The organism is Mycobacterium sp. IDUB_37, assembly GCF_055419245.1.
Map to the genome: position 1 here is coordinate 154,615 of NZ_JBVAXG010000001.1, position 13,337 is coordinate 167,951.

13 protein-coding genes, 1 tRNA gene and 1 pseudogene are annotated in these 13,337 nt (G+C 63.8%); 8 read left to right on the plus strand and 7 right to left on the minus strand.

Features of this window, described 5'->3' with window-relative positions; genetic code table 11:
* Positions 1 to 18: 18 nt before the first annotated feature.
* The 3 genes from grcC1 (at position 19) to ACZY1I_RS00765 (ending at position 2,807) form a co-directional block, all read left to right on the plus strand.
* The gene (gene grcC1, locus ACZY1I_RS00755; protein WP_463752389.1) at positions 19 to 1,026 is read left to right on the plus strand and encodes a nonaprenyl/(2E,6E)-farnesyl/geranylgeranyl diphosphat synthase; all 1,008 of its coding nucleotides are present in this window, start codon (positions 19 to 21) and stop codon (positions 1,024 to 1,026) included.
* Between the two features lie 89 nt (positions 1,027 to 1,115).
* A complete protein-coding gene (gene htpX / locus ACZY1I_RS00760) occupies positions 1,116 to 1,979 on the plus strand; it encodes a zinc metalloprotease HtpX (protein ID WP_463752390.1) in 864 nt (287 codons plus the stop codon).
* A gap of 57 nt (positions 1,980 to 2,036) precedes the next feature.
* Positions 2,037 to 2,807: an SCO6745 family protein gene (locus ACZY1I_RS00765; protein WP_463752391.1), complete on the plus strand. Its 771-nt coding sequence runs from the start codon at positions 2,037 to 2,039 to the stop codon at positions 2,805 to 2,807.
* Here ACZY1I_RS00765 and ACZY1I_RS00770 read toward each other — a convergent pair.
* The 4 genes from ACZY1I_RS00770 to ACZY1I_RS00785 form a co-directional block, all read right to left on the minus strand.
* Entirely contained in the window at positions 2,804 to 4,273 is a 1,470-nt protein-coding gene (locus ACZY1I_RS00770) for a SulP family inorganic anion transporter (protein ID WP_463753443.1), read from the minus strand. The two genes, ACZY1I_RS00765 and ACZY1I_RS00770, sit on opposite strands and share 4 nt — an antisense overlap.
* Positions 4,274 to 4,684: 411 nt before the next feature.
* Positions 4,685 to 5,710, minus strand: a complete 1,026-nt coding sequence (locus ACZY1I_RS00775) for an NAD(P)H-dependent glycerol-3-phosphate dehydrogenase (protein ID WP_463752392.1) — start codon at positions 5,708 to 5,710, stop codon at positions 4,685 to 4,687.
* A gap of 22 nt (positions 5,711 to 5,732) precedes the next feature.
* Positions 5,733 to 7,214, minus strand: coding sequence for a flavin-containing monooxygenase (locus ACZY1I_RS00780; RefSeq protein ID WP_463752393.1), 1,482 nt, complete (start codon positions 7,212 to 7,214; stop codon positions 5,733 to 5,735).
* 13 nt (positions 7,215 to 7,227) lie between these two features.
* On the minus strand, positions 7,228 to 7,719 hold the full coding sequence (locus tag ACZY1I_RS00785) for a YajQ family cyclic di-GMP-binding protein (RefSeq protein WP_463752394.1): 492 nt from the start codon (positions 7,717 to 7,719) through the stop codon (positions 7,228 to 7,230).
* Between the two features lie 81 nt (positions 7,720 to 7,800).
* Between ACZY1I_RS00785 and ACZY1I_RS00790 the strand changes: the two genes are divergently transcribed.
* Positions 7,801 to 7,884 (plus strand) — tRNA-Tyr (locus tag ACZY1I_RS00790).
* 137 nt (positions 7,885 to 8,021) lie between these two features.
* On the opposite strand, the gene ACZY1I_RS00795 is transcribed toward ACZY1I_RS00790, so the two are convergent.
* The gene (locus ACZY1I_RS00795; RefSeq protein ID WP_463752395.1) at positions 8,022 to 8,198 is read right to left on the minus strand and encodes a hypothetical protein; all 177 of its coding nucleotides are present in this window, start codon (positions 8,196 to 8,198) and stop codon (positions 8,022 to 8,024) included.
* Between the two features lie 22 nt (positions 8,199 to 8,220).
* On the opposite strand from ACZY1I_RS00795, the pseudogene ACZY1I_RS00800 reads away from it, so the two are divergent.
* Positions 8,221 to 8,289 (plus strand): annotated as a pseudogene (locus ACZY1I_RS00800) (hypothetical protein); the annotation flags it as partial.
* 191 nt (positions 8,290 to 8,480) lie between these two features.
* Here the strand turns inward: ACZY1I_RS00800 and ACZY1I_RS00805 are convergent.
* Complete coding sequence (locus tag ACZY1I_RS00805) at positions 8,481 to 9,668, minus strand: cytochrome P450 (protein ID WP_463752396.1); 1,188 nt, start codon at positions 9,666 to 9,668, stop codon at positions 8,481 to 8,483.
* Between the two features lie 184 nt (positions 9,669 to 9,852).
* Here ACZY1I_RS00805 and ACZY1I_RS00810 point away from each other — a divergent pair, with 184 nt between their 5' ends.
* From ACZY1I_RS00810 to ACZY1I_RS00820, 3 genes are all read left to right on the plus strand, one after another.
* The gene (locus tag ACZY1I_RS00810; protein WP_463752397.1) at positions 9,853 to 10,623 is read left to right on the plus strand and encodes an SDR family NAD(P)-dependent oxidoreductase; all 771 of its coding nucleotides are present in this window, start codon (positions 9,853 to 9,855) and stop codon (positions 10,621 to 10,623) included.
* Between the two features lie 106 nt (positions 10,624 to 10,729).
* Positions 10,730 to 11,473 (plus strand): SDR family NAD(P)-dependent oxidoreductase, encoded by a 744-nt coding sequence (locus tag ACZY1I_RS00815; RefSeq protein ID WP_463752398.1) that lies wholly within the window; start codon positions 10,730 to 10,732, stop codon positions 11,471 to 11,473.
* Positions 11,474 to 11,682: 209 nt separating this feature from the next.
* Positions 11,683 to 12,546, plus strand: coding sequence for an SDR family NAD(P)-dependent oxidoreductase (locus ACZY1I_RS00820; RefSeq protein WP_463752399.1), 864 nt, complete (start codon positions 11,683 to 11,685; stop codon positions 12,544 to 12,546).
* A gap of 75 nt (positions 12,547 to 12,621) precedes the next feature.
* Here the strand turns inward: ACZY1I_RS00820 and ACZY1I_RS00825 are convergent, their stop codons facing one another.
* Positions 12,622 to 13,269, minus strand: a complete 648-nt coding sequence (locus ACZY1I_RS00825; protein ID WP_463752400.1) for a TetR/AcrR family transcriptional regulator — start codon at positions 13,267 to 13,269, stop codon at positions 12,622 to 12,624.
* Positions 13,270 to 13,337 lie beyond the last annotated feature (68 nt).

The window sequence follows — 13,337 nt, forward strand, 5'->3', positions numbered from 1 at the left end:
CACCAGTATGTTGGTCGCATGAAAACTCCGGCGACGGTGGTGGCGGGCGTTGACTTCGGCGATGCCGAATTCGCCACGACTGTGCGTGACGGTGTGGCGCGCGTCGAGGAGTTGATGGACGGCGAGCTACGCGGTTCCGACGCGGTGATGACGGAATCCCTGCTGCACCTGTTCAAGGCCGGCGGCAAGCGGTTTCGGCCACTGTTCACCGTGCTGGCCGCGCAGACCGGGCCCGACCCGGTCAACGCCGAGGTCACCTTGGCCGGCGCGGTCGTCGAGCTCATCCACTTGGCGACGCTGTACCACGACGACGTGATGGACGAGGCGGAGGTGCGTCGCGGCGCCCCCAGCGCCAACGCGCGCTGGGGCAACAACGTCGCGATCCTTGCCGGTGACTATCTGCTGGCGACGGCGTCGCGGTTGGTCTCGCGGCTGGGCCCCGACGCCGTGCGGATCGTCGCCGACACATTCGCCGAGCTCGTCACCGGCCAGATGCGGGAGACCCGCGGGACCCCCGAGGGCGTCGACCGCATCGAGCAGTACCTCAAGGTGGTCCACGAGAAGACCGGCAGCCTGATCGGGGCCGCGGGCCGGTTCGGGGGCATGTTCTCCGGCGCCGACGACGAGCAGGTCGAGCGGCTGAGCCGACTCGGCGCCCTGGTCGGCACCGCATTTCAGATCGCCGACGACATCATCGACATCGACAGCGAATCCGACGAATCCGGCAAGCTGCCGGGCACCGATCTGCGCGAGGGCGTGCACACCCTGCCGATGCTCTATGTGCTGCAGGAGACCGACCCCGACGGCGCGCGACTGCGTAAGTTGCTGGCCGGGCCAATCCACGACGACGACGAGGTGCTGGAGGCGCTCACCCTGCTGCGGGCTTCCTCGGGCATGGCCAAGGCCAAGGAGACGCTTGCGCAGTACGCGGTTCGGGCTCATCACGAGTTGGACCTGCTGCCGAAGAGCCCTGGCCGGACCGCACTGCAATCGCTGGTCGACTACACGGTCAGCCGACACGGCTGAGTCGCGTTCGAGGGAACCTTGTCTGTCCTCCCGAGCGTTGGTCGTCTGTAATCAACTAAAGCTGAGGTGCTCGTGGGAGGACCACGCCAATGACCTGGCATACGCATGCCAACAGGCTGAAGACATTCCTGCTGTTGGTCGGTATGTCCGCGATGATCGTGTTCGTTGGGGCGCTGTTCGGCCGAACGGCGCTGATTGTGGCGACCGTCTTCGCGGTCGGCATCAACGTGTGGACCTACTACAACAGCGACAAACTGGCGCTGCGCGCCATGCACGCCCAACCTGTTTCCGAACTGCAGGAACCGGCGATGTACCGGATCGTGCGGGAGCTGGCCACCGCGGCCCGCCAACCAATGCCGCGGCTGTATGTCAGCGACACCAGCGCACCCAACGCCTTCGCCACCGGCCGTAATCCGCGCAATGCCGCGGTGTGTTGCACCACAGGCATCCTGCAGATCCTGGACGAGCGCGAGCTGCGCGCGGTCCTGGGGCACGAGCTGTCCCATGTCTACAACCGCGACATCCTGATCTCCTGTGTGGCCGGCGCGCTGGCGTCGGTGATCACCGCGCTGGCCAATATGGCCATGCTTTTCGGCATGTTCGGGGGTAACCGCGAGCAGGGGACCAATCCTTTTGCGCTGCTGCTTGTTTCGTTGCTGGGCCCGATCGCTGCGACGGTGGTTCGGCTGGCGGTGTCGCGCTCGCGCGAATATCAGGCCGACGAATCCGGTGCGGTGCTGACAGGCGACCCGCTGGCCTTGGCGGCTGCGCTGCGCAAGATCTCCGGCGGAGTGCAGATGGCTCCGTTACCGCCCGAGCCGCAACTTGCCAGCCAGGCACACCTGATGATCGCCAACCCGTTCCGCGCGGGCGAGCGCATGGGCGCGCTGTTCTCGACGCACCCGCCGATGGAGGAGCGCATCCGCCGGCTCGAGGCGATGGCGCGGGGCTAGGGCCTTTCATCTTGGACGGCTAAGTTCGAAGCGGAAGACCGACGCCTAGGAGCCGCTATGAGTGAGAGCCAATTGATGGACGCCGTTCGCGGTGCTGGCGATTCGGTGCAGTACGCGGTGGCCGTGTTCATGGTGCATCCGGAGACGTTTGCGGAAAGCGTCGCCGCCGGTTACCAGAACCCACTCGCGGGATACGTAGCCGGCCGGGCCGGGGTGCTGGGCGAGGCCAGCAGCGCAGCGGTGAGTGCCGCATTCGCGGTCTTCGAACCTGCCGCAGTTGGCGCCCTCTGGGAGGAAGGCGTCGCTGTGCATGGCGCGGCGGGCGCGGCCAACCTGTACTGGGAGCAAACCGCCGGCTTCGCCCGCAAGTACCTGGCCGGAGCGCAGGGGCTGGACCGTGTCGCCGAACTGGGGGAGAAGGTCATCGCTGCGACGCCGGGTGCCGGCCTGCCGCTCTACGCGGGCTGGCGCACCATGCCGCTTGCCGAGGACGGCCCGGCGCGGGCGCTGCAGGTGATGTTCATCCTGCGCGAACTACGGGCGAGCGTGCATTTCAACGCTCTGACCATCTCCGGTGTCAGTCCGGTCGAGGCGCACATGCTCAACAAGGGTCCTAAAGCCGGCCCCGAGTACGTCAAGATGTTCGGCTGGAGTGAGCCCTACGCCGACGGTGCGGACAAGAAGGACCGCTACGCCGAGGTTGAACAGGCGACCAACCGCCGCATGAGCGAGATATTCGCCAACGCTTTCGACGCCGACGAGGCCGCCGAATTCGCGCGATTGAGTGCTGGCGCACTGGCTTCGCTGAAAGCAAACCTGGCGGGTTAGGCGGCCTCGGGCGCTTCGCTGTCGATCAGCGCCACGATGGGCTGACGCGGCGAATGACCCCGCTCGAGCACACCGTCGATTCGAACCGTTCCGCCGGTCGCGTTGTGCTGCTTCTGCCAATCGGTAATCGCTTGCTGCGCAGCATGATCGAGATAGCTGACCGCGATGTGCAGCGTGACGTTGGCCCGCGCGGGCACGGTGCCCAGCACCCGGGTCAGGCGCGGCAGGCTCAGGAAAGTGCATGCGCCCTCGATGATCACGCGCCAATCGTCGCCCTCGGGGATGGCCTCCACCTTGGTACGGAGCACCCGCCAGCCCGTCATGGCGATGGCCAGTGCCAGCCCGATCACCACGCCGTGCAACAGGTTGAGGAAGACCACTGCGACGATGGTCACCAGGTAAATGGCGAAATCCCCAGTCTGGACGGCAGTTTCGATGTGCGCCGGTTGCAGCAGCTGGATTCCGATGACGATCAGCAGACCGGCCAATGCGGCGCTGGGGATCTCCTCGATCAGCCCGGCGAACGGCAGTGCGAACAGCAGGATCCAGAAACCGTGCAGGATCGTCGAGGCACTCGATTTCGCGCCCGCCTTGATATTGGCTGCGCTGCGCACGATTACGCCGGCGATGGGCAGCCCGCCGATCGCGCCCGACACGATGTTGGATGCGCCCTGCCCGATCAACTCGCGGTCGAGGTTGGTGCGCGGCCCGCTGTGCATCCGGTCCGTTGCCACCGCGGTGAGCAGACTCTGCACGCTGGTGATGAGGGTGACGGTGATGATCCCGATCACGACGGCGCTCCAATTGCCATGTGGCAGCGTCGGCAACTGCAGCGCGTCGATCACCGAACCCTCAAGGGAGATTCGGGAGACGCGGAACGGAAACACCACTGAGGCAACGGTTACCGTCACAATGGCGATCAGCGGCCCGGGAACGGCGGCCAGCTTGGCCGGCACCCAGCGCCATGCCACCATGATGGCAATCACCATCAGCCCCAGGAAAAGTCCGGGCCGGTGCGCACCCATGATCTGGGCAGGCAACTCAACTACGTTGACCCAGGCCGAACTATGCGATTCGCCGCCTAGCAACACATGCGTCTGCTGCAGCGCGATGGTGATGCCGATACCGGCGAGCATCGCGTGCACGACAACGGGCGAAATCGCCAGTGCTGCACGGGCAACACGGCTGAGTCCGAGCAGCACCTGCATCAGGCCGGCGACCGCGGTGATGAAGCAGGTTATCCCCCAACCGAATTCAGCGATGAGATCGGCAACGATGACGGTAAGCCCCGCCGCCGGGCCGCTGACCTGCAACGGTGATCCGCCGAGAGCGCCGCCGACGACGCCGCCCACGACCGCGGCGATCAATCCCGCAAGCACCGGCGCGTCCGAGGCGATCGCGATGCCCAACGACAACGGCAGCGCCACAAGGAAAACCACCAGAGACGAAGGCAGGTCGTGCCGCATCGCCGATCGCAACCGTTCGGTGCGCGACTCGCCGTTGATCTCCTCGGTGTCCCGGTGTGTTCCGGTGTCCTGGCTAACTGGGCGGACCTGTTCGCCCGCGTCGAGGTCCGGCCCGCCGATCTCGTCGATGTGTCGCATCGGAGGCTCCCTCGTTGGACTTAGGGGGACATTCCGACATCCCGCCCGTGGCACGTGCCATAACGTAGTCGTAACGTCTTGACGCACAGACGAATACGGTTGACTCAAAAACGGCGATGTTTCTGGGCTGGACCGCCATGCGGCCACTGATCGACGGTATGGGCCACGGCGGGTCCGGGCAACATGGCGCGCCAGGTGCATAGCGAACGCAAATCTTTAAGTGTGACCCCGCCAGCAAATTCAAATGCGGCGTGATGCAGGTTACACCGCTGGCTAGAACCCCGCCCCGTGCACTTCATGTCCCGGGGTCTCCGCGACCAGGCCTTCATAAGCCTGTTCCACCGAAGAGCCGTGGTTGACAACGGCATCGACCTCGCGGGCGATCGGCATATTCAGGCCGAATTCATCGGCGAACTCCATGATCACGCTGGCGGCCTTGACGCCCTCGGCGACCTGATTCATCGAGGCGATGATCTCGTCGATGGATTTGCCGGCGCCCAACTGTTCGCCGACATGGCGGTTACGGCTGCGCTGGCTGGTGCAGGTGACGATCAGGTCGCCGAGGCCGGCTAAACCGGGGAACGTCTCGGCCTTGCCGCCCACGGCCACGCCCAGCTTCGTCATCTCCCGCAAAGCCCGAGCGATTACCAGCGCGCGGGTGTTCTCTCCGATTCCCAGCGAATAGCCCATCCCGACCGCGATGGCAAAGACGTTCTTGAGTGCGCCAGCGATCTCGACGCCGATCACGTCGTCGGTGGTGTAGACCCGGAAGCGGCGAGTGCTGAACAACCCCGACAGTCGGGTGGACAGGTGCTGGTCGGGCATGGCCAGCACTGCCGCTGCGGCGTAGCCCTCGGCCACCTCGCGGGCGATGTTCGGTCCGGCCAGGATGCCTGCCGGGTGGCCGGGCAGGATCTCCTCGATGATCTGCGACATCCGCATGTTGGTGCCCTGCTCGAGTCCCTTGACCAGAGACACCACCGGTACCCATGGCCGCAGTTCCTTGCCCAGTTCGGTGAGTACTCCCCGGAACCCGTGCGAGGGCACCCCCATCACGACAACGTCGGCGCAGTGGGCGGCCTCGGCAAAGTCGGTGGTCGCGCGCAGCGATTCGCTCAGCACAACGTCTTCGCCGAGATAGCGGCTGTTGCGGTTGTTCTCGTTGATGTCCTTGGCGGTCTCTTCGGAGCGCACCCATTGCAGCGTCGGCCCGCGGCGCGCGCAGATGGAGGCCACGGTGGTGCCCCAGGAACCGCCACCGAGGACAACGACTTTGGGTTCGCGCTTCTCAGCTGCCATGGGAAACAGCCTAGTCCTGGGATTATCCGGCAACAGGTGCGCGGTCGGCGGCGCGTCCGAACACCATCGCCTCCTCGATCCGGTCGAACCGGTAGTCGATCGCGTCGGCGAAATAGTTCTGCCGGACGTTCCATGGCCGCTTGGTGCCCGACTTGGGTAACGCGTGCAGCGCCCGGCTCACGTAGCCGGCCTGAATGTCCCAGGACGACTTCTCCGCCATCGGTTGGTGGCCGAGGTGGGGGCTGGCGTGCGTGTAGCCGTGAGCGGACATGTAGGCCAGCAATTTCGCCGTCGCGCGCGCGGTGATGTCGGCCCGCAGCGTCCAGGACGCGTTGGTGTAGCCCACGCACCAGAACAGGTTGGGAACGTCTTCAAGCATGTGCGCCTTGTAGACGAAGCGGTCCCGGGGGTTGATCTCTTCGCCGTCGATGCGCAGGGTGGCACCGCCGAGCGCCTGCAGTTGCAGGCCAGTAGCGGTGACGACGATGTCGGCGTCCAGGTGCTTGCCGGACTTGAGGGCAATACCGGTCGCGTCGAAATGGTCGATGTGGTCGGTCACCACCTCGGCATCGCCGTCATTGATGGCGGTGTACAGATCCCCGTCGGGGATCAGGCATAGTCGCTGGTCCCATGGGTTGTACCGCGGCTTGAAATGGATGTCGACGGCGTATCCGTCGGGCAGCTTTTGGACGGCTTTGCGGCGCAGCGCCCACTTGATCACCGCCGGCGTCTTCTGCGACAGGAAAAAGAACACCGCTTCGGTCAGCGCGTTGTAGAACCGGACGATCAGATGGGATGCCTTGCGGGGCAGGGCTTTACGGCTGGCCCATGCCAACTTGCTGTACTTGGATGCCGCGACCATGTAGGTCGGCGACCGCTGCAGCATAGTCACCTTCGCGGCGCGCTCGGCCATCGCGGGAATCAGCGTCACCGCCGTGGCGCCGCTCCCGATCACCACCACTTTCTTGCCGGTGTAGTCCAGGTCCTCCGGCCAGTGCTGAGGGTGCACGAGGGTGCCGCCGAAGTTCTCGATGCCGGCGAAATCAGGTGTGTAGCCCTCGTCGTAGTCGTAGTAACCGCTGCCGAAGAACAGGAATCGGCCGCGGACTTTTCTTTCGACGCCCTCGTTCTCGAAGCTGACGGTCCAGGTGTCGGTCGAGGAATCCCAGTCAGCGCTACGCACGTAGCTGCGGAACCGAATGTGTTCGTCGATCCCGTACTTGCGGGCGGTGTCGGCCAGGTACTCACGGATGTGATTGCCGTCGGCAACGCCCTCTTCCCGTGTCCACGGCTCGAACGGAAAGCTCAGCGTGTACATGCTGCTGTCGGAGCGCACGCCCGGATAGCGGAACAGATCCCAAGTGCCGCCGATCCGCTCCCGGCGCTCCAGGATGGTGTAGGTGAGCCAGGGGTTGCGCTGCTTGATTCGATATGCCGCGCCGAGGCCGGAGATTCCAGCACCGACAATGACAACGTCGACGGTCTCGATGTCCTGGGAAGCCACGGTCGCAGACCGACTACCGGTAGTTGACGAACTGCAGCGCGACGTCGAGGTCGGATTGCTTCAGCAACGCCTGGACGGCCTGCAGGTCGTCGCGCTTCTTGCTGGAGACGCGGACCTCGTCGCCCTGAATCTGGGTCTTGACGGTCTTGGGGCCCTCGTCGCGGATGAGCTTGGTGATCTTCTTGGCGTTCTCGCTGCTGATGCCCTGCTTGAGAGTGCCGCTCACTCGGTAGGTCTTCCCGGACGCTTGCGGCTCGCCGGCTTCGAACGCCTTCATCGAGATGTCGCGGCGGATGAGCTTTTCCTTGAAGACGTCGACGGCGGCCTTGACGCGCTCCTCGGTGGAGGAAACCAGTTCGACGCCCTCTTCGCCCTTCCAGGCGATCGTGGTGTCGGTGCCGCGGAAGTCGAATCGGGTGGACAGCTCCTTGGCAGCTTGGTTCAGCGCGTTGTCGACCTCTTGCCGGTCGAACTTGCTGACGATGTCGAACGATGAGTCCGCCATGCGAAGAACCCTTTCTCGTTGGTGCCTCAAGAGTGCTGGCCGTTTGTGAACTGTCTACCCGGTCGTTGTACCCTGCTTAGCGGCAGGTTGCCCGAGCGGCCAATGGGAGCGGACTGTAAATCCGTCGCGCAAGCTACACTGGTTCGAATCCAGTACCTGCCACCACCAGGTCAGCGGCTGGTCAGAGCGATTCTCTGACCACCGCGAGCTGCTAGGCGGGGCTATCGGTTTCCCCAGTCCGCAGCCAGTCCGCAGCAGTCTGCGCGGCGGCGTCGAAAGCGGTCGCTACGACGTCCAGGTCGTCAGGGAACAGATGGCCGTAGCGGTCCCGCGTCCTTGATGAACGTGTACCGCGCCTGCCCGAGCGTGAGGTGCCCGCCACCGCGCGCTGAGGTGAACACCAACGCTTCGCCGTTGCGGTACCCGATCTCTGTTTTGAGGAGCCGGGACAGGAACAGCGGTGGATACAGCTTCGTCATCTTGGACACTCTGTCTCGTTGCATGGTCGGCGGCGAGGAAAACTCGGCGAAAGACTGTGGCGTCGTCGTGGACGCCATGACCCGGTGCCCGCACAGCACGCCTGGCGGACGCGGCGTCGTCCTCGGTGTCCATCACGCCGGAAAAGACGCCAGAACTTTGCGTGGCGCTTCAGCTTTCGAGGTCCGGTGCCGACACCGTTTATTTCACTTCGCGCGACGACGAAGGCCCGTCGGGCGGGCGCCGGTGACAACCGCGACGCGGTTTTCACAAAGGCCCGCATGTCACGCTACGACTGCTGGCATGCTGTCCCACCCGCGCACCGTAGATGTGCGAGATCGTCGCGCTTCGGTCATGTCGACTTCCCACTCCGGCCACCGCTTGAGCACTTCTTCCAGCGCCACGCGACCCTCCAAGCGGGCCAATGGGGAACCGACACAAAAGTGCGCTCCGCGGCCGAAAGTCAAATGCCCACTAGGCTTTCGGTGAATATCGAACCTGTCAGGATCATCGAAATGTCGTTCATCGCGGTTGGCTGACGCCAGCATAACCAGCAGTGCGCTACCCGCAGGGACGACCTGTCCTTGGAATGCCACATCGTCGGAGACAACGAAGCGCGCCACGTGCGGACCGGGCGGTTCGAAGCGGAGAAGCTCCTCTATCGCAGTTGGGATCAACCGACAATCTTGCGCCAGTTCCTTGCGCTGATCGGGATGTTCGGCGAGGACCTTGCCCATCCAACCGAATAGACGGCCAGTCGTCTCGACACCGGCCCCGGCGACTACTGCCAGGAACACGGTGAGTTCCTGCCTGGTCAACTTCCGCATGGTGCCGGTTTCGTCCTCGAACTCCACGTTGAGCAGTTCGGTGATCAGATCGTCTGACGGATTCTTCTCTCGCCACTCGACGTACTCGCCGAACATCTCACCGGTGAAGTAACGATCCTTCTTGATTGCCATCGGTTTTCCGGGTTCATTGCGTAGCACCTGATTGGCGTGCTGACGTACCGCGGGCTGTTCAGCGTCGGGGATGCCGGCGAGCATCCCGATCGTACGCATCGGCAGTTCGGCACCCAGGTCCCGCACGAAGTCGAACCGGTCACCGCCGACCAGTGGGTCGAGGCAGGCGACACAGAAGGCGCGGATCTTGTCCTCGATCGCCCGCATCTTCTTCGGCGTGAAGGCCGTGGAGACGATCGCACGATGGATGGTGTGTAGCGGTGGGTCCTCGTTGATGAAAATGCCGGGCGGCATCACCGGGTCTGTCATGACGACTTCGAGGATGTCGCCTTTGGCCGAGCTGAGCCGCGCCGTATCCCGCAGCGCCGCATCGACATCCGTATAGCGGCTCACGACCCAGAAGCCATGCCGTTCGTTGTAGTAGACAGGGCACTCATCGCGCAGGCGTCGGTACGTGGGGTAGGGATCGATGTCGATGTCGAAGTCCCATGGGTCGTAGTACAAATCGCTCATCGTCGACTCCTCGGCGGCGGTCCCCAGACACGCATCGTGCGCTGCTGTACGAACGTACAGGACGCATAATCGACGGGCAACCGATCAAATTTCACGGTCGGAATTGTGCGTCTTGCTATACGATCGTACAAGAGCGGTGGGTTCGTGCACGGACTGCCCGCCGAGGCGATGCAAGGGAGCCCAAATGAGCAGTCGGTTTTCACTCGATGGCCGCGTCGCTGTCATCACTGGCGGAGGTACTGGCATCGGACGAGGCGCCGCCCTCGTCTTGGCCGAGTATGGCGCCGATTTGGTCCTGGCGGGTCGCCGCACCGACCCTCTCGAGTCGACGGTCAAAGAAGTGATTGCGCTGGGACGACGCGCGCTTGCGGTGCCTACCGATGTCACTACCGCCGAGGCGTGTCGCCGATTGGTGGAGACGACAGTGTCGGAGTTCGGCAGGCTCGATGTCCTGGTCAACTGTGCCGGCGGGGCGGAGACCAAGTCGATATTGAAATGGCCCGACGACGATTTCGAGAACGTACTGAACCTCAACCTCAAGGCGGTCTGGCACCTTTCCAAAGCGGCGGCCAAACAGATGATGACCCAGGGCAAGGGGGCTATCGTCAACATCTCCTCCGGCGCAAGCCTTCTCGCGATGCCGCAGGCAGCGCCATACGGGGCGGCGAAGGCTGCGGTTAATAACCTGACCGGGTCCATGGCAGCTGCTTGGGCCAAGAAGGGCATCAAGGTCAACGCCATTGCGGTCGGCGCGGTGCGGGCCGCAACCTTGACCGACGACGCGGCACGTTACGGCCTCGACCCGGAGGCGATTGCGATGACCAACGGCCTCGGCCGCCTCGGCGAACCCGACGAGATCGGCTATGGAGTGCTGTTTTTCGCGTCAGACGCGTCCAGCTTCTGCTCGGGACAAACGCTCTACATGCACGGGGCGCCCGGCCCCGCAGGCGTGTAACCAGTGAGAAGCTGACTCGCGGGTGCCCACTTGTGCCCACCCGCAGTCCCGCTATACAGTCGTACAGCAGAAGCGATGACGGTATGCGGGTGAGGAAAGTGATGCAATGAGTCGAACAGCCCTAGTGACCGGTGCGGGGTCCGGCCTAGGTCGGTCGATCAGCGTGAAACTGGCCGCCGACGGTCATCGTGTTGCTCTGCTGGACATCAGTCTTGAAAACGCCGAGAAGGTCGCCGCCGAGATCCACGCCGCAGGAGGCGAGGCCCTTCCGGTAAACGCTGACGTATCGGACGAAGCTGCGGTGGAGTCTGCGTTCGCCGCCGTCCGTAACGCTCTCGGGCCGGTCGAGATCCTCGTCACCAGCGCCGCGATCGCGGGTTTCACGCGGTTCGACAGGATCACCCTTGACGAGTGGAATCGTTACCTGGCAGTCAATCTCACAGGCACGTTCCTGTGCGCTCGCGCGGCACTAGCGGACATGGTAACCGCGAAGTGGGGGCGCATCGTGACCATCTCCTCGGCCGCAGGACAGCAGGGCGCGCCCCGGCAAGGGCACTACTCGGCCACCAAGGGCGGCGTCATCGCCATGACGAAGACCATCGCGCTGGACTACGCCCGCAAGGGCATCACCGCCAACACGGTGCCGCCGTTCGTCATCGACTCACCGATGCTTCGTCAGCAACAGCAGGAGGGCAAGCTTCCCGCCACCGAGATGCTTGTCCAAGCCATCCCCGCCGGCCGCCTCGGCGTGGGCGAAGAAGTAGCAGCGGTGTGTTCCTTCCTGTGCTCTGAGACAGCGGGATACGTCAACGGACAGGTGATTGGTGTCAACGGTGGCGCCGTCCGGTGACCGCAATCGAGCAAAGTCGCTGCCGCACAGATAAACTCAGCAGGTAACGTGCGAGTCCGCGTCGACTCATCCCGGTCTACCTGCCACGTTCACTCCGGGTCGCGACCAACAGGGCCGGGCACGACCCATCACCGAACTAAAAGATTCCGCCAAGATCCCGCGGACTGAACAGAACGTGAACCAACTGAACTTCGTAGAGGAGCACATCAATGGCCTTTAGCGCGCCCGTAACCCTGGTGACCGGCGCCAGTCGCGGTGCCGGTGCCGGGATCGCCCGCGCTCTGGGCAGCCACGGCTGTACCGTCTACGTCACCGGCCGAACACGATCCGACACGGACCACTCGCCGAAGGGCACCATCGATGAGACAGCGCGGCAGGTGAGCGCTGCCGGTGGTCGCGGTGTTGCGGTGCAAGTCGACCACCGTGACGATGACCAGGTGCAGGCGCTGTTCGACCAGATCCGCACGGAGGAGGGCCATCTGGACATCCTGGTTAACAACGCAGCGATTATCCGCGACGAGATGATGGGCCGAACCAAGTTCTGGGAAGAGCCCCTCGACGTACTCGACACCCTTGATGTCGGGCTCCGCAGCAGTTATGTCGCCACCGCACTTGCCGCACCTTTGATGCTCCCGCGGCGCAAGGGGCTGGTGGCTTTCTCCTCGTCCTCAGGAGCGGTGCACTACGCGTTCGGCCCTGCATACGGGGTGCCGAAAGCGGGCACCGACAAGATGGCCGCCGATATGGCCTTCGACTTCCAGGAGTTCGGCATCGCAGCCGTCTCGATCTGGATGGGATCGCTTCTCACCGAGCGGGTTCGAAAAATCATTGCAGGCAACCCCGAAAATTTCGGTCACATCCTCGACACTGCGGAGACGCCCGAACTGACCGGCCACGTCATCTGGGCGCTGTTCAACGACCCAGAAATGATGGCTCTAAGCGGCCAGACACTGATCGGCGCCGAACTGGCGGTGAAATACGGCATCGCCGACGAAGGCGATCGTCAACCACCATCCTATCGCGAACTTTTCGACGTTCACCCCCAACAGCAGTGCGCGCATGTGATGCGCTGATTGCCAAAAAGGCTGATTGACAGTGCAACTCGCGGTTGGGGAGTGTCACCTGGGACGCCGCGGACGACTACGGCCCTAGCTCGTGCGCGTCGGCCCGCGTCGCCGCGAGGTGGTCTTGCGCTTGGCGGAATCGGTTCGCGGTTCCACAGCGTCGATGTAGCGCTCCAACGCCTTCGTAACTTCGTCGTGTGCCGACTTAACCCCAATGCCCTTCTCAAGGTTGAGGAACTTCGGCAGGCCCGACATCAACAGCTGCAGCGCCGGCAGCGACAAGTCGCCGATCGGTCTAGCGTTCTTGCCGAACTTGGCAACCATTGCGTTCAGTTGCATCGTGCGCACGGTCTCTGTAACTGTGGCTATCTCAACGCGAACCGATTTGCGGTGATTGCCAAGTGCCATGAACTCGGTGATCAGCGCGCCCGTAGCTTCCTCCCAAGAGAACTCCCATACTGCACGCAGCGGGTCCTCGGCGCGACGCTCCAGCGCCTCAGCAAGGGACCGGAGATTGCGTTCCGAGTAGCGCTTGATAGCGGCAACGAAGATGTCGTCGAGGCTTGGAAAGTAATACTGAACCAGGCTCGGTGTGACACCCGCCTTCGACGCGAGCGCCCGATAAGTGACGCTGGCATAGCCGTCCTCCAACATCATCTTCTCAACGCAATCAAGAAGCGTGTCTCGCGTTTTGGAGGTTTCGGCGCCAACCCGCCGCGAAGATGTCGTCATGGGCTCCCGATCAGTCGATTACTCGTATTCTCACACCCCGACTTGTGCTGTACAGTCGTATAGTGTCA